Origin of the sequence: Achromobacter sp. UBA5777, assembly GCF_002418565.1 — a bacterium.
GTDB lineage: Bacteria > Pseudomonadota > Gammaproteobacteria > Burkholderiales > Burkholderiaceae_B > Achromobacter > Achromobacter animicus.
On sequence record NZ_DIEJ01000146.1, the window covers coordinates 237 to 20533 of the forward strand.

General features: G+C 65.3%; 17 protein-coding genes and 1 other RNA gene. 16 read left to right on the plus strand and 2 right to left on the minus strand.

Features of this window, described 5'->3' with window-relative positions:
* Both B3446_RS11150 and B3446_RS11155 read left to right on the plus strand, forming a co-directional pair.
* Nucleotides 1-193 (plus strand): hypothetical protein (locus B3446_RS11150; protein ID WP_291380947.1); only part of this gene is annotated, 193 nt, incomplete at its 5' end.
* Nucleotides 186-551 (plus strand): DUF4870 family protein, encoded by a 366-nt coding sequence (locus B3446_RS11155; RefSeq protein WP_056569333.1) that lies wholly within the window; start codon nucleotides 186-188, stop codon nucleotides 549-551. The genes B3446_RS11150 and B3446_RS11155, both read left to right, overlap by 8 nt.
* 471 nt (nucleotides 552-1022) lie before the next feature.
* On the opposite strand, the gene B3446_RS11160 is transcribed toward B3446_RS11155, so the two are convergent.
* Nucleotides 1023-1301, minus strand: coding sequence for an SWIB/MDM2 domain-containing protein (locus B3446_RS11160; RefSeq protein ID WP_006217453.1), 279 nt, complete (start codon nucleotides 1299-1301; stop codon nucleotides 1023-1025).
* Nucleotides 1302-1448: 147 nt separating this feature from the next.
* On the opposite strand from B3446_RS11160, the gene B3446_RS11165 reads away from it, so the two are divergent.
* Entirely contained in the window at nucleotides 1449-2642 is a 1194-nt protein-coding gene (locus tag B3446_RS11165; protein ID WP_056569330.1) for a M20 aminoacylase family protein, read from the plus strand.
* Nucleotides 2638-3717 (plus strand): dihydroorotase, encoded by a 1080-nt coding sequence (gene pyrC, locus B3446_RS11170; protein WP_291381017.1) that lies wholly within the window; start codon nucleotides 2638-2640, stop codon nucleotides 3715-3717. The genes B3446_RS11165 and pyrC overlap by 5 nt, the downstream gene beginning before the upstream one ends.
* 103 nt (nucleotides 3718-3820) lie before the next feature.
* Here the strand turns inward: pyrC and B3446_RS11175 are convergent, their stop codons facing one another.
* Nucleotides 3821-5647: an ATP-binding cassette domain-containing protein gene (locus B3446_RS11175; RefSeq protein ID WP_291380986.1), complete on the minus strand. Its 1827-nt coding sequence runs from the start codon at nucleotides 5645-5647 to the stop codon at nucleotides 3821-3823.
* 119 nt (nucleotides 5648-5766) lie between these two features.
* Between B3446_RS11175 and rnpB the strand changes: the two genes are divergently transcribed.
* The 12 genes from rnpB (at nucleotide 5767) to B3446_RS11235 (ending at nucleotide 20292) form a co-directional block, all read left to right on the plus strand.
* Nucleotides 5767-6172: RNase P RNA component class A (gene rnpB, locus B3446_RS11180), an RNA gene on the plus strand.
* Nucleotides 6173-6526: 354 nt separating this feature from the next.
* The gene (gene mraZ / locus B3446_RS11185) at nucleotides 6527-6955 is read left to right on the plus strand and encodes a division/cell wall cluster transcriptional repressor MraZ (RefSeq protein WP_056322651.1); all 429 of its coding nucleotides are present in this window, start codon (nucleotides 6527-6529) and stop codon (nucleotides 6953-6955) included.
* A gap of 7 nt (nucleotides 6956-6962) precedes the next feature.
* Nucleotides 6963-8060, plus strand: coding sequence for a 16S rRNA (cytosine(1402)-N(4))-methyltransferase RsmH (gene rsmH / locus B3446_RS11190; protein ID WP_291380990.1), 1098 nt, complete (start codon nucleotides 6963-6965; stop codon nucleotides 8058-8060).
* Nucleotides 8060-8353 (plus strand): cell division protein FtsL, encoded by a 294-nt coding sequence (gene ftsL / locus B3446_RS11195; protein WP_056569320.1) that lies wholly within the window; start codon nucleotides 8060-8062, stop codon nucleotides 8351-8353. Before rsmH ends, ftsL begins: the two co-directional genes overlap by 1 nt.
* Entirely contained in the window at nucleotides 8350-10080 is a 1731-nt protein-coding gene (locus B3446_RS11200) for a peptidoglycan D,D-transpeptidase FtsI family protein (RefSeq protein ID WP_175125648.1), read from the plus strand. Before ftsL ends, B3446_RS11200 begins: the two co-directional genes overlap by 4 nt.
* Complete coding sequence (gene murF, locus B3446_RS11205; protein ID WP_291380994.1) at nucleotides 10077-12932, plus strand: bifunctional UDP-N-acetylmuramoyl-L-alanyl-D-glutamate--2,6-diaminopimelate ligase MurE/UDP-N-acetylmuramoyl-tripeptide--D-alanyl-D-alanine ligase MurF; 2856 nt, start codon at nucleotides 10077-10079, stop codon at nucleotides 12930-12932. Before B3446_RS11200 ends, murF begins: the two co-directional genes overlap by 4 nt.
* Nucleotides 12922-14091 carry a phospho-N-acetylmuramoyl-pentapeptide-transferase gene (gene mraY, locus B3446_RS11210; protein ID WP_105237357.1) on the plus strand — a complete coding sequence of 390 codons (1170 nt, stop codon included), beginning with the start codon at nucleotides 12922-12924 and terminating at the stop codon, nucleotides 14089-14091. The genes murF and mraY overlap by 11 nt, the downstream gene beginning before the upstream one ends.
* Entirely contained in the window at nucleotides 14088-15620 is a 1533-nt protein-coding gene (gene murD, locus B3446_RS11215) for a UDP-N-acetylmuramoyl-L-alanine--D-glutamate ligase (protein WP_291380996.1), read from the plus strand. Before mraY ends, murD begins: the two co-directional genes overlap by 4 nt.
* 55 nt (nucleotides 15621-15675) lie before the next feature.
* Nucleotides 15676-16869 (plus strand): putative lipid II flippase FtsW, encoded by a 1194-nt coding sequence (gene ftsW / locus B3446_RS11220; protein WP_175125642.1) that lies wholly within the window; start codon nucleotides 15676-15678, stop codon nucleotides 16867-16869.
* Nucleotides 16866-17942, plus strand: a complete 1077-nt coding sequence (gene murG / locus B3446_RS11225; RefSeq protein WP_191579016.1) for an undecaprenyldiphospho-muramoylpentapeptide beta-N-acetylglucosaminyltransferase — start codon at nucleotides 16866-16868, stop codon at nucleotides 17940-17942. The genes ftsW and murG overlap by 4 nt, the downstream gene beginning before the upstream one ends.
* Nucleotides 17939-19345, plus strand: coding sequence for a UDP-N-acetylmuramate--L-alanine ligase (gene murC / locus B3446_RS11230; RefSeq protein ID WP_291381000.1), 1407 nt, complete (start codon nucleotides 17939-17941; stop codon nucleotides 19343-19345). The genes murG and murC overlap by 4 nt, the downstream gene beginning before the upstream one ends.
* On the plus strand, nucleotides 19342-20292 hold the full coding sequence (locus B3446_RS11235) for a D-alanine--D-alanine ligase (protein ID WP_175139415.1): 951 nt from the start codon (nucleotides 19342-19344) through the stop codon (nucleotides 20290-20292). Before murC ends, B3446_RS11235 begins: the two co-directional genes overlap by 4 nt.
* Nucleotides 20293-20297: the final 5 nt, after the last annotated feature.

The window sequence follows — 20297 nt, forward strand, 5'->3', positions numbered from 1 at the left end:
TGTGAAAGTAGGTCATCGTCAAGCTCTTATCCTCAAAGCCCCACCGGTACCCGGTGGGGCTTTGTCTTTGGTGCGCCACTGGCCTGCAAGCCGCGCCAATGTTGAATGTGCCCAAATAACAACGCGCGTGGGCGGGGTGGCTTTGTGCGGTAAGATTGTTCGAGTCAATTCGTTGGAGCGTTATCGTGAGTGATCCCCAGACCCCCGTGCCCGGTACGACATTGGACCTTCGCACGTTGACCCACGTGGCCTATGGCTTGTATGCCTTGGGCTTTCTGACGAGTGGATTTCTGGGCATTGCGACGATCGCGGCTGTTGTGCTCATGTACCTCAAGCGGTCTGACGCGGCCGGCACCGTCTACGCCGGCCATTTCGACTGGCTGCTGCGTACGTTCTGGTGGGCGTTGCTGTGGCTTGCCATCAGTGGGATCGCGACGCTCATCTTCATCGGCTGGATCGGCGTGGCGGCAACCATTGTGTGGGTGCTGTATCGCCTGATACGCGGTTGGCTGTCGCTGCTGGAAGGCACTGCGCCCACCTCCTACGCCTGAGTCCAGGCTGTACCCTCGGAAAGGCCGGCATTGATGCCGGCCTTTTTGCATGCGCCTCGTGTGACGCAGGAGAACATGCGCGCGGATGGTTCTTGGCTCGCGTGTGCACTCAATGGAATCGGAAAGGACGCCGGCGGGCGCCTTGCTTAGGAGCGGGGCGCTGGGCTTCGATGTAGTTGAGTGCGACGCGCAGGACGCATTCAGAGGCGGCGCGTGCGCCTATCGACGTCCCGTGTGCCGGAGGGGTCATTGAAGAGCGTGAGCATGCAGCTTGTCGGCCTGCAAAGGCGCACCAATGCTGACGATCAGACGACAGAGTCGCTATTGAAATCGGGTGGGGATGTCCACGGACGTGGCAATGAGGTACTGCGAGGAGGGGGCTTGCTTGGTGGCGTCGAGCTCGCCCGGCCGTAAGCCAGGGCGTCGCGACAATCCAAAGGCAGGGACGTACGCCGTACGCCCTTTGCCTGCTTACTTCAGATGTGCGTTGACCAGTTTGGTCAGTTCGAACATCGTGACCTGATCCTTGCCGAAGATCGGGCGCAGCTTGGCATCGGCGTTGATGTTGCGCTTGTTGCTGGCATCTTGCAGGTTGTGCTTCTTGATGTATTCCCAGATCTTCTTGGTGACCTCGGTACGCGGCACGGCTTCCGAGCCGATGACAGCGGCCAATTCGGCGCTGGGGGTCAGCGGCTTCATGAATGCAGCGTTCGGCTTGCGCGCGGTCGCGGGTTTGGAGGTTGTGGCCATAATGCGGCGCTCCTTCTCTGGCTGTTGGAAAAATTGTCCTGCGGCCGGAGCATAACGTGTCTCTACAGTAAAGACAAAGGCATTTATCCTCTGTAGCAACTAAAATGCACCGACCGTCCCCTCTCTCACGTCATTCTGTAACGTCCTATGTACGCACGTTCTCCGTTGGAATCGATTCGGCTTTTTCATGACGAATTGACGGCGCTCCGGCGCGATTTGCATGCTCATCCAGAACTTGGTTTTGAAGAGGTCAGAACTTCCGGCATCGTCGCGGGTGCGCTGGAAGCGTTGGGCATCGAAGTGCACCGCGGTATCGGTAAAACCGGCGTGGTGGGCGTGATCCGCGGCAAGCGCTGCGACAGCGGCCGCATGATTGGATTGCGTGCCGACATGGACGCGCTGCCCATGACGGAAGACAACACGTTCGGCCACAAGTCGACCAAGCCGGGACTGATGCACGGATGCGGGCACGATGGTCATACCGCGGTGCTGATCGGCGCGGCGAAGTACCTGGCGCAGACCCGCAACTTTGACGGCACTGCAGTGTTGATTTTCCAGCCGGCCGAAGAAGGACGCGGCGGTGCGCGCGCCATGCTGGAGGACGGTTTGTTCGACACGTTCCCTTGCGATGCGATCTATGCCTTGCACAATTGGCCGGGCCTCAAACCTGGCACGATCGGCATCAACCCGGGACCGATGATGGCGGCGGCCGATCGCTTCGAGATCCTGATCACGGGGCGGGGCGGTCACGGTGCGCATCCCTATCAGACGATCGATCCGGTGACGATCGCCGGCCAGATCATCACCGCGTTGCAGACCATCGTGTCGCGCAATGTGAATCCGCTGGATTCCGCGGTGCTGTCGATCGGTTCGGTGCAGGCCGGGCATCCGGGTGCGATGAGCGTGATTCCGCGGGAGGCGCGGATGGTGGGCACGGTGCGCACGTTCCGCAAGTCTGTGCAGGAAATGGTCGAGACGCGGATGCGCGAGCTGGTGAGTGCAATCGCCGGCGCCTTTGGCGGCACCGCCGAAGTGGTGTACGAGCGCATTTACCCCGCGACGTTGAATACGCCGCAGCACGCCAACCTGGTGGCCGACATCGCGACTGAGATGATCGGCAAGGAAAACGTGGTGCGCGACCTGGTACCCTCGATGGGTTCCGAAGACTTTTCATTCATGTTGCAGGCCAAGCCGGGCGCCTACTTCCGTCTTGGCCAAGGCGGCGCCGATTCCGGTTGCTTGCTGCACAACCCGCATTTCGATTTCAACGATGCCGTCATTCCCCTTGGCAGTGCGATGTTCTGCGCGCTGGCTGAACGGGGCATGCCGCTGGCAGATTAAGAAGCCTTCCATGTCTACTCAAAGCACGACTCAACTCACCATCACCCGTCCTGACGACTGGCATCTGCATTTGCGCGAAGGCGCAGCGCTTGAAGCCGTGGTCGGAGATTCGGCGCGCCAGTTCGCGCGCGCCATCATCATGCCGAACCTGAAGCCGCCGGTCACGACGACGGAACAGGCTTTGGCCTATCGCGGCCGCATCCTGGAAGCGCTTGCCAAGTCGGGCGTCAATCCGGATTCGTTCACGCCCCTGATGACGCTGTACCTGACCGACAACACGCCCGCTGAAGAGATCGTGCGCGCGCATGAGTCGGGCCATGTCTACGCCGTCAAGCTGTATCCCGCCGGCGCCACGACCAACTCGGACGCAGGCGTGACCGATCTGCTGGGCAAATGCACGAAGGCGCTGGAAGCGTTGCAGAAATGCGGTATGCCGCTGTTGGTGCATGGCGAAGTGACGGATCCGTCGATTGACGTGTTCGATCGCGAAGCCATTTTCGTGGAGCGTGTGATGAAGCCGTTGCGGCGCGCCTTCCCCGCCCTGAAGGTCGTGTTCGAACACATCACGACCAAGGAAGGCGCGGAGTACGTTCGCGATGCGGAAGGTCCGATTGCCGCGACGATCACACCGCAGCACATGCTCTACAACCGCAATGCCATCTTCCAGGGCGGCGTGCGTCCCCACTGGTACTGCCTGCCGATTTTGAAGCGCGAGACGCACCGTCTTGCGCTGGTCAAGGCGGCGACCAGCGGCAGCCCGCGTTTTTTCCTGGGAACGGATAGCGCGCCGCACGCGCGCGGGCTGAAGGAACATGCCTGCGGCTGTGCTGGCTGCTACACCGCATTGCATGCCATGGAGCTTTATGCGACCGCGTTCGAGGCCGCCGGCAAGCTCGACAAGCTGGAAGGGTTTGCCAGCTTCCATGGGCCCGACTTCTACGGTCTGCCTCGCAATACCGGCACGTTGACGCTGTCGCGTGAGACCTATCAGGTCCCGGAAGAGTTGGCGTTCGGCAACACGACGCTGGTCCCACTGGCGGCCGGCGAGGCGCTGGCGTGGCGCGCTCACGTCTGAGGACGATCGCGGCTGGCGCCGCATGCAAATGAAAAAGGGGTGAGCGGCTGTGCCGTTCACCCCTTTTTTCCGCCGCGCGGACTATCTATATATAGCAGTCACGTCAAAGCGTGCCATCGCGCCGCGCTTCCAGCAGTTCCCAGCGCGCAAACTTCTCTTCGAGTTCGGTTTCCAGCTTGGCCAGTTCGCCGTTGATGCGGTCGACCTCGGCCGGCGCATCGCGGTAGAGGCTGCCGTCAGCAAGTTGGCCGGCCAATTCAGCTTGCTTCGCTTCGAGCGCGGCAATCGCGTCCGGCAGGCCTTCGAGTTCGCGCAGGTCCCAGGCGTTGATCTTGCCAGCCTTCGCAGGCTTGGGCTTCGCCGCCTTTGCTCTTGCGGCACCGTCGTCAGCGGGTTTCGCTACTTTGTCGGCCTCAGTCTGCGGAGCGACAGGCGCCGGACGCTGTGCGACCCATTCGTCGTAACCGCCCACATAATCGCGCCAGTGGCCCTCGCCTTCGTAGGCGATGGTCTGCGTGACGACGTTGTTGAGGAAGGCGCGATCATGGCTGACGAGCAGCACAGTGCCGGCGTATTCCTGCAGCAGTTCTTCCAGCAGTTCCAGCGTTTCGATGTCCAGATCGTTCGTGGGCTCGTCCAGCACCAGCACGTTGGCCGGCCGGGCAAAGAGCCGCGCCAGCAGCAGGCGCGCGCGTTCGCCGCCCGAAAGGCTGCGCACGGGCGAACCGGCGCGCGCCGGCGAGAACAGGAAATCGCCCAGGTAGGTCATCACGTGCTTGCGCACGCCGCCGATCTCGACCCATTCGCTCCCCGGGCTGATGATGTCGACGAGCGAAGCGTTTTCGTCGAGCTGCGCGCGCATCTGGTCGAAGTAGGCGACGGCGACGTTGGTGCCCATGCGCGTCGCGCCGCTATCGGGTTGCAGTTCACCCAGGATGAGCTTGAGCAGGGTGGTCTTGCCCGCGCCGTTGGGGCCGATGATGCCGATACGGTCCCCGCGCAGAAGGGTTGTGGAATAGTCGTCGACCACGATCTTGTCGCCGAAGCGCTTGCTGACGTGTTCGAGTTCGGCCACGAGTTTGCCGGAGCGTTGGCCCTCAGCCAGCGCCAGCGACACGTTGCCCACGCGCTCGCGGCGTTCGGCGCGCTGCACGCGCAGGCTCTCCAGGCGGCGCACCCGGCCTTCATTGCGGGTGCGGCGGGCTTCCACGCCCTTGCGGATCCAGACTTCTTCCTGTGCCAGCAGTTTGTCGAAACGCGCCTGCTCGAGCCTTTCGGACTCGAGCCATTGGGCCTTGCGCTCCTGCCACTGCGAGAAGTTGCCCGGGAAGCTCAGGAGGCGTCCGCGATCGAGTTCGACGATGCGAGTGGTGACGGCGTCCAGGAACCGGCGATCGTGGGTGATGATGACTGCGGCGCCTTTCCAGGTGCGCAGCATCTCTTCAAGCCAGGCGATGCCTTCGAAGTCCAGATGGTTGGTGGGCTCGTCGAGCAGCAACAGATCCGGCTCGTCGATCAGGGCGCGGGCAAGCGCGACGCGCTTGCGCGTGCCGCCGGACAGCCCGGCGATCTGCACGTCGGCGGGCAGGCCCAGCTTTTCGATGACGGCGCGTGCGCGCGAGGGGCGCTGCCAGTCTTCGTGGTCGCCATCTGCATTGCATACGACATCAAAGACAGTGGCGTTGTCGTCGAGCTCGGGTTCTTGTTCGACGGTGGCCACTCGCAGGCTCGAGCTGCGCGAGATTGCGCCGTCGTCGGGCTGCGTGCGGCCGTCGAGCAGCCTGAGGAGCGAGGATTTCCCTGCGCCGTTGCGGCCGATGAGGCCGATGCGCTCGCCGGACTGGATGGCAAAGTCGGCGTGGTCCAGCAGCGGATGGTGCCCATATGCGAGCTGGACGTCGGTCAGGGTGATGAGAGTTTCGAGGGCCATGTAGTGTTGGTGTCTGCGGCATCTAAGCGGATCAGCGCGTATTGTCGCAGGAACCCGCCCCGACGTTCATGCGGGCGCCCCGGGGACAGAGCGGGCGGCTGTAATAGAATACGGACTGCAAGACGGGTCGGACGATCGCGGTGGGTGCAAGCCCATCGAGGAAGGTCCGGACTCCACAGGGCAGGGTAACGGCTAACGGCCGTCCGGTCGTGTCTTCGGGCATGGCTGAGGAATAGGACCACAGAGACGAGACTGCGGCGCGGGCGCGCTTTGCGCGCACTGATACGGCCATCTCCGTATTACGCCGTCCGGCAACGGGCGGCGGCATCGCAGGGTGAAACGCGGCAACCTCTATCCGGAGCAACATCAAATAGGCATGCGTGCGGCCTCACGGCCGTGAAGGGCGGCTCCGTCCGAGTATGCGGGTAGATGGCTAGAGCGGCTCAGCAATGATCCGCGCAGAGGAATGATCGTCCGCCAGGGCAACCTGGTGTACAGAATCCGGCCTATAGACCCGTCTTGCACTGAATACCCCCGGCGCGCGGATCTGGACGAGGCCGCGCGGCCGTCTGGCGCCCACCGCGCCAGTTCAATGCCACTTCCAGGGTCGCCCATCTGGCGGGAAGCCTCGCCAACTGGAAGGATCGACCAAGCCCCAGGCGGTAAACCGCAATCGTTAGGCGCTACTTCTGAAGTAGGACTTTTAGAGTATGTCGCAACCTCCTGATTTATTGGGAGGTTTTTCTTTTTGCGAATTTACAAGTTGATCTAAGTCCTTGTTGTGATTGAAAAAATTGCAACCGCTCGCTTGACCGCCCCTTTCCCATACCGTAGAGTGGGAAATAGTAGGAAATTGTGCAATTAAGTGGGGTAAAAGTGGTGTTTCAGGGAAGCAGCGCGCTCACGCTGGATGCCAAGGGACGGATCTCCATTCCGACCCGGCATCGTGACGCGCTCATGTCGCAGGCCGAAGGCCGGCTGACCCTGACCCGCCACCCCGACGGCTGCCTGCTGGTGTACCCGCGACCGGAATGGGAAAAGAAGCGCGAGCAGATCGCGGCTTTTCCGATGACGGCCCGCGCGCTGCAGCGGCTGTTGCTGGGCAACGCTCAGGACGTGGAACTGGACGGCTCCGGCCGGGTCCTGATCGCTCCTGAACTGCGCAACGCTTCCGGTATGACGCGCGATGTGATGCTGCTCGGTCTGGGCTCTCACTTCGAGCTGTGGGACGCCGCTACCCTGGCCAGCCGAGAGGCTGAAGACTTGGCCAAGGGTATGCCGGACGTGTTGAACCAGTTTTCGTTCTGAAAGAGTTATGGAATTCGAACATCGGCCCGTCCTCCTGGCGCCGACGGTGGACGCGCTTTTGCTGCCCGGTTTCGGCGGCAAGGGCGCGGCACGGTCGCAGCCGCAGGATGGGCAGGATGTGGCTACGCGAATCGAAAGTGGCGTCTTTGTCGACGGCACGTTCGGACGGGGTGGCCACAGCCGAGAATTGCTTGGCCGGCTGGGCAAGCAAGCCCGGCTGATCGTGTTTGACAAGGACCCGCAGGCCATCGCGGTTGCCAACGCCCTGGCGGCCGAGGATGCGCGGGTCACGGTGGTGCATGGGGGCTTTGCCACCATGGCCGAAGAATTGGAGCAGCGCGGCATCGGCAAGGTCGATGGCGTGATGCTGGATCTGGGCGTTTCCTCGCCTCAGATCGACGATGCCGAGCGCGGCTTCTCGTTCATGCGAGACGGCCCGCTCGATATGCGGATGGACACCACTCGTGGTCCCACGGTGGCGGATTGGCTGGCGCAAGCCAGTGTGGATGAGATGCGGGAGGTCATAGCGGATTATGGCGAAGAACGGTTTGCTTTTCAGGTTGCAAAGGCGATTGCTGCTCGCCGCGCAACAAGGCCGCTGCGCACCACGCTCGAGCTTGCCGAGTGCGTCGCCAGCGCCGTCCGCACGCGCGAAAAGGGGCAACATCCGGCCACACGCACCTTTCAAGCTTTACGGATTTACATCAATCGGGAACTCGAAGAGCTCGCGCGCACCCTCGCGTCAGCTTTAGACCTGCTTGCCCCGGGGGGGAGGTTGGCGGTGATCAGCTTTCATTCACTTGAAGACCGCATGGTCAAGCAGTGCATCGCGGCGGCGGCCAGGCCGGCTGCTGCGCATGCACGCCTGCCCCTGCGCGAAAGCGAAATGCCCCAACCCGTTGTGCGATCCCTGGGCAAGGTCGTGGCCGAGGACGACGAAGTCTCGTCCAACGCCCGCGCCCGTTCCGCCATCCTGCGCGCGGCTGAACGTACGGAAACGCCGCTGCCTGCTGAGGGCGGCTTTGCGTTTGTGAAGATCGGCTCGCTGCCCGGCAGCGACCTCGCCCCGCCGCCCCGGCGTGGCGGCAAGGGAGGGCGCCGCTGATGGGTCGCGTCAATCTGATCGTTGCGGCTTTGCTGATGCTGTCGGCCATTTCCCTGGTCACCAGCCGGTATCAGTCGCGCCAGCTCTTCGTGGAGCTGGGCCGCGATCAGGCGCATGCGCGCGACCTCGAAACCAACTGGCGGCGCCTGCAGCTTGAGCGCGCCGAGCTGGCCCGCAATGCGCGGGTCGATGCCATTGCGCGCGACGGTCTGAAGATGATCCCCATCGTTCCCGACCGCACGCTCTATATGAATCAGGCGCCCGTGCCCGCGGCCGCCGGAGGCACGCAATGAAGCGCGTGCCGTTCTTCGACAATCCTGTGCTGCGCGGAAGCTTGCCTACGTGGCGCGCCCGCTTGGTTCTGATTCTGCTGTTTGGCGGTTTCACTGTGCTGGCCGGCCGCGCGCTGTTCCTGCAAGGATTGTCGACGGAATTCCTGCAGCAGCAGGGCGAGCGCCGCTACGAGCGCACGCTGACGCTGGCCGCCACGCGCGGCAAGATCATGGATCGCAATGGTGCGGTGCTGGCCTCGAGTGTGCCGGCGCGCGCCATCTGGGCGATTCCCGAAGACGTGAAACAGGCCACGCCCGCGCAGCTGGATTCGCTGGCCAAGCTGCTGGACACGCCCGCGGGCGATCTGCGCCGCCGCCTCGTCGACGAGGACAAGAACTTCGTGTACCTGAAGCGCCAGGTCTCGATGGACGTGGCCGACAAGATCAAGCAGCTGGGCTTGCCGGGCGTGCACCAGCAGCCCGAAACCCGCCGCTACTACCCGGACGGCGACGTGATGGCCCACGTGGTGGGCTTCAACAGTGTCGAAGACCAGGGGCAGGAGGGCGTCGAGCTGACGTTCAACCAGCAACTGTCGGGCCGACCGGGAAGCCGCCGTGTCATCAAAGATCGGCTGGGCCGCGTCATCGAAGACGTGCAGGCCGTCACGTTGCCGGTTGATGGCCGGGACTTGCGCCTGTCCATCGACACGCGCCTGCAGTACCTGGTGTTCAAGGAACTGAAGGACGCCATGGACAAGCACCGCGCCAAGGGCGCGACGGCCGTGGTGGTGGATGTGCACACGGGCGAGATCCTGGCGCTGGCCAACGTGCCGACCTTCGATCCGAACAACCGCGAAACCTTCCATGGCGCCAACCTGCGCAACCAGGCGATCACGGATACGTTCGAGCCGGGCTCCATCATGAAGCCCTTTACCGCCGCGCTGGCGCTGGACCTGGGCCGCATCAGCACGTCGACCCAGTTCGAGACGGGCAACGGCCGGTTCACGTATCAGGGCAGCACGATCAGCGACGTGAGCCGCAACGGCACGCTGGACGTCGCGGGCGTGCTGCGCAAGTCCAGCAACATCGGCATGACGATGATCTCCGAGAAGCTGGAATCCCGTGAAATGTGGGACCGCTTCACCGAATTGGGTCTCGGCCAGGCGCCGCAGGTGGGATTTCCCGGCGCCGCGCCCGGCCGTCTGCGTCCGTGGGAACGCTGGCGCCTGATCGAAAAGGCCACGATGGCCTACGGCTACGGCCTGTCCGTGTCGCTGCTGCAAGTGGCGCGCGCCTATACCGTCTTCGCACGTAATGGCGACATGGTGTCGCTGACCCTGGTCAAGCGCGACAGCGATCCGACCAGCGTCAAGATCTATACGCCCAAGACGACCGCGCTGGTGCGCGCCATGCTGGAGGCCGCCACCGGCCCCGATGGCACCAAGGCCGCGCAGGTGCAGGGTTATCGCGTGGCGGGCAAGAGCGGCACCGCGCGCAAGATCGTGGACGGCAAGTACAGCACGCAACGTTACCGCAGCTCGTATGTGGGTTTTGCCCCGGTGTCGGATCCCAAGATCGTGGTGGCCGTGTCCATCGACGAACCGACGATCGGCGGCTATTACGGCGGCGCAATTGCCGCGCCCGTGTTCTCCCATATCGTGGGGGGGAGCCTGAGGCTGATGGGGGTGCGGCCCGACGCACCGTTTGAATCCACGATTGTTGCTGGTATCAAGGAGCCAGGCAGATGAGCGCCAACGGCTTCCTCTCTTCTCCTGCCGCCACGGTTGCCGAGACCGTGGCGTGGTTGCATGAGCGCGTGTCGTTGACCGCGCATCTCAAGCTGGACTCGCGCGACATCGAGCCGGGCGACGTGTTCGTTGCTTGCCCGGGACTGTCGAGCGACGGCCGTCTCTATATAGATAAGGCGTTGGCGCTGGGCGCCAGCGCAGTGCTTTTCGAAGCGCCTGCCAACGATGCCGTGCAAGCTGCGTCGGCCGGCACGCCCATGCTTGCCGTGACCGGCCTGCGCGCGCTGCTGGGCGAACTGGGCGACACCTGGTATGGCCGTCCGTCGGCGGCGCTGGCCGTGGTTGCGGTGACCGGCACCAACGGCAAGACGTCGTCGGTGCAATGGATTGCCCACGCACTGAGCCGCAACGACAAGGCTTGCGGCACCATCGGCACGCTGGGCGCCGTGCTGCCCGACGGCCAGACGCTGGGCGGCAGCCTGACGACGCCGGATGTGCTGACTGTGCACCGCACGCTGGCCGCGATGCGCGACGCTGGCGCGAAGGCCGTGGCCATGGAGGCGTCGTCGATCGGCATCGAGCAAGGCCGCATGGATGGCGTGCGCGTGGCGCTCGCCGCCTTCACGAATCTGACCCGCGACCATCTGGACTACCACGTCACGATGGAACGCTACGAAGAAGCCAAGGCGCGCCTTTTCCGTTGGCCCGGCCTGACCGCCGCGGTGATCAACGCCGACGATGAGGCAGGGCGCCGGATGCTGGCCAGCCTGCCGGACGGCGTGACGCCGATGGGTTACAGCCTGAGCGACGATCCTGAGATTCCGGCCGCGATGCGTGCGCGCGACCTGCAGGCAACGTCGCAAGGCCAGATCTTTACGCTGGTGTCGCCGCATGGCGAAGCCCAGATCGTGACGCGTCTCTTGGGGGCGCACAACGTGTCGAACCTGCTGCTGGTGGCGGGCGTGCTGTACAAGCTGGGCCTGCCATTCGCGCAGATTGCGCGTGAACTGGCGGCGACGGATCCCGTCGATGGCCGTTTGCAGACCGTGGAACCGGCGGTGAGCTTGCCAGCGCATACGGCGCGCGGTCCGCTCGTGGTGGTGGACTACGCGCATACGCCGGACGCGCTGTCCCGCGCGCTGTTGGCACTGCGTGCCGTGGCCACGGCACGTTCCGGCCGTCTGATCTGCCTGTTCGGCTGCGGCGGTGAGCGGGATCCGGGCAAGCGTCCGGTGATGGGCGCCATCGCCGCGGAGCTGGCCGACCACGTGGTGGTGTCCAGCGACAACCCGCGCACCGAAGCGCCCGAGGCGATCGTCCAGCAGATCCTGGCCGGCGTGCCCGAAGCGGCGCATGCCGACGTGCAGGTCGATCGCGCGCGCGCCATCCTGCAGACCATCTGGGCGGCGTCGCCGGAAGACGTGGTGCTGCTGGCCGGCAAGGGTCACGAAACCTATCAGGACATTGGCGGCGAGAAGCTGCCTTTCGACGATCGTGAATGGGCGCGCGTGGCGTTGCTGCTGCAGCAGACGCCGGGCGTGTCCACCGATACGCGCCGCATCGGGGAAGGCGAACTCTTCGTCGCACTGGTGGGCGAAAATTTCGACGCGCACGACTACCTGGATCAGGCGGCTTCGCGCGGCGCTTGCGCGGCGCTCGTCGCCCACCGTGTCGCCGATGCCGGATTGCCGCAGCTTGTCGTGGGCGATACGCGCGTGGCGCTGACGCGCATCGGCGCCGCCTGGCGGGCCCGGTTCGTGCTGCCCGTGGTGGCGGTGACCGGCAGCAACGGCAAGACGACCACCAAGGAAATGATCTCCGCGATGCTCGCCGAATGGCAGGGCGACGCGGGGCGCCTGGCCACGGCCGGCAACCTGAACAACGACATCGGCGTGCCGCTGACCTTGCTGCGCCTGCGCGCGGGTCATCGCGCCGCCGTGTTCGAGCTGGGCATGAACCATCCCGGTGAAATCGCGCAGCTTGCCGCCATTGCCGCGCCTACCGTGGCGCTGGTCACGAATGCGCAGCGCGAGCACCAGGAATTCATGCACACCGTCGAAGCGGTCGCGCATGAGAACGGCGCCGCGATCGCCGCACTGCCGGCCGATGGCGTCGCCGTGTATCCCGGAGACGAACTCTACGCGGCCATCTGGGAAGCGTTGGCCGCGCCCCGCCGCGTGCTGCGGTTTGGCCTGCAGCCCGGCCTGGACGTCTACGCGGAACAGATCATCGCGGAAGTGGACGCCACGCGCTGCCGTGTCGTGACGCCGGTCGGCGTTGCCGATCTGACGCTGCCGGTGGCGGGGTTGCACAACCTGCGCAACGCGCTGGCCGCCATCGCCAGCGCCATTGCCGCGGGCGTGCCGCTCGAGATCGCGGTGCGTGCGCTGGCAGGATTCAGCCCGGTGGCTGGCCGCATGCAGCACAAGCGAATGAGTGACGGAACGCTGCTCATCGATGACACCTACAATGCCAACCCCGATTCGGTACGCGCCGCGATTGATGTGCTTGCGCGCATCGGTGGCACGCGCGCCCTAGTCCTGGGCGACATGGGCGAAGTCGGGGACAACGGCCCCGCCATGCACGTCGAGGTGGGCAATTACGCGCGCGAGCATGGGCTCGACGCATTCATCACGCTAGGCGAAGCCAGCCGGGCGGCAGCTGCCGCATTCGGCGCTGGCGCGCACGCCTGCGCATCGGTAGACGAAGTCGTTGCCGCCTTGCGCGGCTTGCGCCCGTCCTGCGTATTGGTAAAAGGATCGCGCTTTATGCGCATGGAGCGGGTAGTGACGGCTTTTTCTTTGAATGACGGTTCGGCAGCCGCAGGGCAGGGAGAGCAGCATGCTGCTTGAGATCGCCCGCCTGCTTTCCGACGATGTGCGCGCGCTGGGCGTGTTCGAATACATCACACTGCGCGCCGTGCTGGCGTGCGCGACGGCGCTGGTGATCGGCCTGGTGGCCGGTCCGCGCGTCATCCGCAAGCTGACCGAAATGAAGATCGGCCAGGCCGTGCGCACCTACGGTCCCGAATCGCATCTGGTCAAGACCGGCACGCCGACCATGGGCGGCGTGCTGATCCTGATCTCCATCGCCATCAGCACCTTGCTGTGGGCGGATTGGACGAATCGCTTCGTGTGGGTCGTACTGCTGGTGACCTTCGGGTTTGGCTGGATCGGCTGGCGTGACGACTACCGCAAGGTGGTCTATCGCGATCCCGAAGGCATGCCTGCGCGTCAAAAATTCTTCTGGCAAGCCACCATCGGCATGGTGGCCGCGGTGTATCTGGCGTTCGCGGTGTCCGCGCCCGCCAACACCGAGTTGTGGCCTCTGTTCAAGGCCTGGGTGGGCAGCGGCTTCACGATGGCGCTGCCGACGCGCGCCGACCTGATCGTTCCGTTCTTCAAGACGGTGAGCTATCCGCTGGGCGTGCTGGGTTTCGTGGCGCTGACCTGGGCCGTGATCGTCGGCACCAGCAACGCCGTGAACCTGACCGATGGGCTGGATGGCCTGGCCATCATGCCCACCGTGATGGTCGGCAGCGCGCTGGGCATCTTCGCCTACGTGGTCGGCCGCGTGGACTATTCGAAGTACCTGCTGTTTCCGTACATTCCCGGCGCATCGGAATTGATGGTGCTGTGCGCGGCCATCGGGGGCGCGGGGCTCGCATTTTTATGGTTCAACGCGTATCCGGCACAAGTGTTCATGGGCGACGTTGGCGCGCTCGCGTTGGGCGGCGCATTGGGCACGATTGCGGTCATCGTGCGCCAGGAAATCGTGCTGTTCATCATGGGTGGCGTGTTCGTCGTCGAGACGCTTTCGGTGATGATCCAGGTGACCTGGTTCAAGTACACGAAGCGACGTTATGGAACAGGTCGACGCATTTTCCGAATGGCCCCGTTGCATCATCACTTTGAAGTGGGCGGCTGGAAGGAAACCCAGGTGGTCGTGCGTTTCTGGATCATCAGCATGATGCTGGTGCTGATTGGCCTCTCTACGCTGAAGTTGCGATGAACATGATGGAAACCTCCCGCGCTGACGCGCCGCTCGTGCTGATCCTCGGATTGGGCGAGACGGGTGTCGCCGCCGCACGCTGGTGCGCTCGCCTGGGCGCCCGCCTGCGCGTGGCCGACACGCGCGCGGAACCGGGAGGCCTGGCCGCGCTGCGCGAAGCGTTGGCGCAAAACGAAGTGGAATACCGGCTGGGCTGCGACGAGTCGTTTGCCGCCGATCTGCTGGACGGCGTGTCGCAGGTCGTGCTGAGCCCGGGGCTGGCGCCCACGCAGGCGCCCGCCGCCGACGTGCTGCGCGAGGCCGAGGCTCGCGGCATTGAAATCGTCGGCGAGATCGAACTGTTCGCCCGCGCGCTGGCGAATCTGGCCGCCGAGCGCGAGTATCACCCGCGTCTGTTGGCCGTGACCGGCACCAATGGCAAGACCACCGTCACCGCGCTGACCCGGCAACTGGTCGAAGCCAGCGGGCTGACGGTCATCGCTGCGGGCAACATCAGCCCTGCGGCGCTGTCCGCGCTGATGGACGTGCTGGACACGGACGCGCTGCCGCAGGTGTGGGTGCTTGAACTGTCCAGCTTCCAGCTTGAAACGACGCGCACGCTGATGGCGGATGCGGCCGTCGTGCTGAACGTAACCCAGGATCACCTGGACTGGCACGGCGGCATGCAGGCCTACGCCGATGCGAAGGGCCGCCTATTGAAGATGGCGCGCATCGCCATCGTCAATCGCGACGATCCGCTGACCGTCGATATGGTGTCGTCGCTGAACGCCATGAACGTGCGCAGCTTCGGCCGCGATGTGCCTGAGCTGGTGGGCGACATGGGCCTCGAACTGGGACAAGGCGTGGCGTGGCTGACGGCTTGCGAGTCCAACGATTTCGACGAGCCCGCCCCGCCCACGCGACGCAAGAAGGATGCGCCCGAACCGGTGCGCGCCAAGGGCCGCATGAGCCGCCTCATGCCCGTGGACGCGTTGCGCATCCGCGGTATCCACAACGCGCTGAACGCGCTAGCTGCGTTGCAGCTTGCCCGCTGCCTGGATCTGGGCTGGGGCGCCATGCTGCGCGCGCTGCGCGACTACGCGGGCGAGCCGCATCGCGCCGCCTTCGTGCGCACGATCGGCGGCGTGGACTACATCAATGACAGCAAGGGCACCAACGTGGGCGCCACCGTGGCCGCGCTGGAAGGCCTGGGTCAGCCCGTGGTGTTGATCGCCGGCGGCCAGGGCAAAGGCCAGGATTTTTCGCCGTTGATTCCCGTCGTCTCGCGCCATGCGCGCGCGGTGATGCTGATCGGCCTGGACGGCCCGGAGATCGGCCGCGTGCTGGAGCCGACCGGCGTCAAGTGCCTGACTGTCGAGACCTTGCGCGACGCCGTGCGCGGTGCGGCCGAACTGGCGCAGCCGGGCGACGCCGTGCTGCTGTCGCCGGCGTGCGCCAGCCTGGACATGTTCCGCAATTACCCGCATCGCGGGCAGGTGTTCGTGGAAGAGGTCGAAGACCTGGCCCGCGATCGTGGAGAGGTGGCATGAACCGCATCGCCGCCTCCTGGGCGAATTCCGTGGCGCGTGGCGCCGAGGCCGCACAATGAGCCTGATCGCCGACCTGACCGCCAGCGTCAATGCCGTACGGCCGGGCCGTACCCGCATGCGCAACTTCGACATGCCGCTCGTGATTGCGGCGTCGACGTTGCTGCTGCTCGGCCTGCTGATGGTGTATTCGGCATCGATCGCGCTGGCCGACGGCCCGCGTTATGCGTCCTATGGCCGCTATTACTTCGTGATCCGCCACGGTCTCTTCGTGAGCGCGGGTCTGCTCGGCGCCGCCGTGGTGCTGTCGATTCCCATCCGGGTCTGGCAGCGCCTGGCCGTGCCGCTGTTCGTGGTGACGATGGTGTTGCTGGTTGCGGTGCTGATTCCGGGCATCGGCCGCGAAGTCAACGGCGCGCACCGCTGGATCCCGCTGGGTCCGCTGAATTTCCAGCCTTCCGAACTGATGAAGCTTGCCGCCTTGCTGTACGCGGCCGACTACACCGTGCGCAAGCAGGAGCACATGCAGGCCTTTGCCCGCGGCTTCCTGCCGATGGCGTTTGCGCTGGCCGGCGTCGGCATGCTGCTGCTGCTCGAGCCCGACCTGGGCGCGTTCATGGTGATCGTGGCCATCGCCATCGGCATCCTGTTCCTGGGCGGCATCAACGGCAAGTATTTCAGCAGCTTGCTCGCCGTGCTGGTGGGCACGTTCCTGATGCTGATCTGGCTGTCGCCATGGCGTCGTGCGCGGCTGTTCGCGTATCTGGATCCCTGGAACGAAGACAACGCCTACGGCAGCGCGTACCAGCTGTCGCACTCGCTGATTGCGCTGGGTCGCGGCGAATGGTTCGGCGTGGGCCTGGGCGCCAGCGTCGAAAAGCTGCATTACCTGCCCGAGGCGCACACCGACTTCCTGATGGCGGTGGTGGGCGAGGAGCTGGGCTTTGCCGGCGTCATGCTGGTGATCACGCTGTTCGCCATCATCGTCTACCGCGGTTTCGACATCGGCCGTCAGGCCATCGCCATGGAACGCACGTTCGCCGGCCTGGTCGCGCACGGCGTGGCCATGTGGTTCGGCGTGCAGTCGTTCATCAACATGGGCGTGTGCCTGGGCCTGCTGCCCACCAAGGGCCTGACGTTGCCGCTGATGAGCTACGGCGGATCGGGCGTGGTGATGAACCTGTGCGCGCTGGCGATGCTGATCCGGGTCGACGTGGAAAACCGCATCATGATGCGCGGGGGACGGGTATGACCGCCGCTCGCACGATCCTGATCATGGCCGGCGGCACCGGCGGCCACATCATGCCGGGTCTCGCCGTGGCCGATGTGTTGCGCGACCGTGGCTGGCGCGTGCTGTGGCTGGGCAATCCCGAAAAGATGGAAGGCCGCCTCGTGCCGCCGCGCGGCATTGAACTGGTGCCGCTGCGCTTTCAGGGCGTGCGCGGCAAGGGCGCGTCCGCGTTGCTGAAACTGCCGTTCCTGCTGCTGCGCGCGTTCGCGCAAGCGTGGTCGCGGCTGTCCGACGTGCGTCCCGACGTGGTGTTGGGCATGGGTGGCTACGTGGCGTTTCCGGGTGGCGTGATCGCGGCGCTGCGCGGCACGCCGCTGGTCGTGCACGAACAGAATGCCGTCGCCGGCACCGCCAACAAGTGCCTGGCGAAGATGTCGCGCCGCGTGCTGAGTGGATTTCCCGGCGTGCTTCCCAAGGGCGAAGCCATGGGCAACCCGGTGCGCGCCGATCTGTGCGCCTTGCCGGATCCCGCCGAACGCTATGCCGGCCGCACCGGCCCGCTGCGCGTGCTGGTGGTGGGCGGCAGCCTGGGGGCGCAAGCCTTGAACACCACCGTGCCGCAGGCGTTGGCGCGTCTGCCGCTCGAGAACCGGCCGACGGTCGTCCACCAGGCCGGTGAACAACATTTGCCGGCGCTGCAACAGGCCTACGCCCAGGCGGGCGTGCAGGCCGATTGCCGCGCTTTCATCGACGACATGGCGGGCGCCATGGCCGACGCCGATCTGCTGATCTGCCGCGCAGGCGCCATGACGGTGTCCGAAGTGGCGGCTGCCGGCGTCGCGGCGCTGTTCGTTCCGTTCCCCCACGCCATCGATGACCACCAGACTGCCAACGCGCGCTTCCTGAGCGACGCGCAGGCCGCATGGCTGCAGCCGCAGACCGCCCTGACGCCCGAGTGGCTGGCGGACTGGCTTAGCCAGCGCACCCGACAAGAACTCGAGGCTGTCGCCGTCCGGGCCCGCGCGCATGCGCGTCCCGACGCGGCCGCCCATATCGCCGACGTCTGTGAACAAGCAGCGGGGCGTTCATCATGAAACACAGAATTCAACATATCCATTTTGTAGGCATCGGCGGTTCGGGCATGAGCGGCATTGCCGAAGTGCTGCTGAACCTGGGCTACGACATCAGCGGTTCCGACCTGAACGAGTCGGCGGTGACGCGCCGCCTGGCCGGCCTGGGCGTGAAGATCGCGATCGGCCATGCCGCCAGCAACGTCACGGGCGCCAGCGCCATCGTCACCTCCACCGCGGTGGCGGGCGACAACCCCGAAGTGATCGCGGCGCGCTCGGCGCGTATCCCGGTGGTGCCGCGCGCCATCATGCTGGCCGAACTGATGCGCTTGAAGCGCGGTATCGCCGTGGCCGGCACGCACGGCAAGACCACCACGACCAGCCTGGTCGCCAGCGTGCTGGCGGCGGGCGACCTGGACCCCACGTTCGTCATCGGCGGCCGGCTGAATTCGGCCGGCGCCAATGCGCGGCTGGGGCAGGGTGACTACATCGTGGTCGAGGCCGACGAGTCGGACGCCTCGTTCCTGAACCTGCTGCCCGTGATGGCCATCGTGACCAATATCGATGCCGATCACATGGACACCTACGGGCACGACGTGGCGCGGCTCAAGAGCGCGTTCATCGAGTTCACGCAGCGCCTGCCGTTCTACGGCAGCGCCGTGCTGTGCTCGGACGACGCCAATGTGCGCGAGATCATGCCGTTCGTGTCGCGTCCCATCACGACCTACGGCCTGAACGAGGAAGCGCAGGTGCGCGCATATGAGGTGCAGCCTGACGGCACGCGCATGCGCTTCAACGTGCAGCGCACTCACCGCGACACGCTGTTGCCGCCCCTGAACGTCGAACTGAATCTGCCCGGCCTGCATAACGTGCGCAACGCGCTGGCCGCGATCGCCGTGGCGACCGAGCTGGGCGTGTCCGACGCCGCCATCTGCGAGGCGCTGCGCGCGTTCAAGGGCGTGGGCCGCCGCTTCACGCAGACGGGCGAATTCCCGGTGCCGGCCAACCATGGCGGCGGCACGTTCACGGTGATTGACGATTACGGCCACCATCCCGTCGAAATGTCGGCAACGCTGGCTGCGGCGCGCGGCGCCTGGCCCGACCGCCGCATCGTGCTGGCCTTCCAGCCGCACCGCTACACGCGGACGCGCGATTGCTTCGAGGATTTCGTGCGCGTGCTGGGCACGGCCGACGCCGTCCTGCTGACCGAGGTCTATGCCGCTGGCGAACCGCCGCTGGTCGCCGCTGACGGACGTGCCCTGTCGCGCGCGCTGCGCGTGGCGGGCAAGGTCGAGCCGGTGTTCGTGGAAGACGTGGCGGAGCTGCCGCAGACGGTTGTGGATTTCGTGCGCGATGGCGACGTCGTCATCGTGATGGGGGCGGGTTCGATCAGCAAGGTCTCCGCCCAGGTGGGAGAGCTGGCATGAGCAAGCAATTCGGCAAGGTGGGTGTGTTGTACGGCGGCCGGTCCGCCGAACGTGAAGTCTCGCTCATGTCCGGCAAGGGCGTGCACGAGGCGCTGACCAGCGCCGGCGTGGACGCGCACCTGTTCGACACCGGCGAGCGCAGTCTTGCCGAACTGGCCGATCAAGGCTTTGACCGCGTGTTTATCGCGCTGCACGGCCGTTACGGCGAAGACGGCACCCTGCAGGGCGCGCTGGAACTGTTGGGCATTCCTTACACCGGCAGCGGCCCGATGGCCTCGGCGCTGGCCATGGACAAGACCATGACCAAGCGCATCTGGCTGCAGCATGGCCTGCCCACGCCCGACTTTGAAGTGCTGGACGCCGATACCGAACTGCGCCTGGTCCCCGACCGCCTGCAACTGCCGCTGATCATCAAGCCGCCGCACGAGGGCTCGACCGTAGGCATCACCAAGGTCGTCGGCTACTCCGACATGAAGGAAGCCTACGCCGCCGCCGCGCAGTACGACAGCGAGGTCCTGGCCGAGCAGTTCATCACGGGGCGAGAGCTGACCGTGGCAGTCCTGGGCTCGGGCAAGGCGGCGCGCGCGCTGCCGGTGATCGAGATCGCGGCGCCGGGCGGCAACTACGACTACGAACACAAGTATTTCTCCGACGACACGCAGTATTTCTGCCCGGCCGCCTTGCCTGCGGACGTCGCTGAAGAAGTCGCGCGGATTGCCGTCAAGGCGTATCAGACGCTGGGCTGCGAAGGCTGGGGGCGCGCGGATTTCATCCTCGATGCCGACAACCGGCCCTGGCTGCTTGAAATGAATACCTCGCCCGGCATGACCGGCCACTCCCTGGTGCCCATGGCCGCGAAGGCCGTGGGGATCAGCTATGCAGAATTGTGCGTGGCCATCCTGTCCGAGGCCTCGTGCAAGGTGCACGGCCACGCCCGCAACGCTTGACCTGG

What these genes read in the sequence shown, in the direction of transcription:
- B3446_RS11160 (WP_006217453.1), bottom strand. Translation starts at nt 1,301, where the DNA reads ATGGCCACAACCTCCAAACCCGCGACCGCGCGCAAGCCGAACGCTGCA.
- B3446_RS11165 (WP_056569330.1), top strand. Translation starts at nt 1,449, where the DNA reads ATGTACGCACGTTCTCCGTTGGAATCGATTCGGCTTTTTCATGACGAA.
- B3446_RS11175 (WP_291380986.1), bottom strand. Translation starts at nt 5,647, where the DNA reads ATGGCCCTCGAAACTCTCATCACCCTGACCGACGTCCAGCTCGCATAT.
- rsmH (WP_291380990.1), top strand. Translation starts at nt 6,963, where the DNA reads ATGGAATTCGAACATCGGCCCGTCCTCCTGGCGCCGACGGTGGACGCG.
- ftsL (WP_056569320.1), top strand. Translation starts at nt 8,060, where the DNA reads ATGGGTCGCGTCAATCTGATCGTTGCGGCTTTGCTGATGCTGTCGGCC.
- B3446_RS11200 (WP_175125648.1), top strand. Translation starts at nt 8,350, where the DNA reads ATGAAGCGCGTGCCGTTCTTCGACAATCCTGTGCTGCGCGGAAGCTTG.
- murF (WP_291380994.1), top strand. Translation starts at nt 10,077, where the DNA reads ATGAGCGCCAACGGCTTCCTCTCTTCTCCTGCCGCCACGGTTGCCGAG.
- mraY (WP_105237357.1), top strand. Translation starts at nt 12,922, where the DNA reads ATGCTGCTTGAGATCGCCCGCCTGCTTTCCGACGATGTGCGCGCGCTG.
- murD (WP_291380996.1), top strand. Translation starts at nt 14,088, where the DNA reads ATGAACATGATGGAAACCTCCCGCGCTGACGCGCCGCTCGTGCTGATC.
- ftsW (WP_175125642.1), top strand. Translation starts at nt 15,676, where the DNA reads ATGAGCCTGATCGCCGACCTGACCGCCAGCGTCAATGCCGTACGGCCG.
- murG (WP_191579016.1), top strand. Translation starts at nt 16,866, where the DNA reads ATGACCGCCGCTCGCACGATCCTGATCATGGCCGGCGGCACCGGCGGC.
- murC (WP_291381000.1), top strand. Translation starts at nt 17,939, where the DNA reads ATGAAACACAGAATTCAACATATCCATTTTGTAGGCATCGGCGGTTCG.
- B3446_RS11235 (WP_175139415.1), top strand. Translation starts at nt 19,342, where the DNA reads ATGAGCAAGCAATTCGGCAAGGTGGGTGTGTTGTACGGCGGCCGGTCC.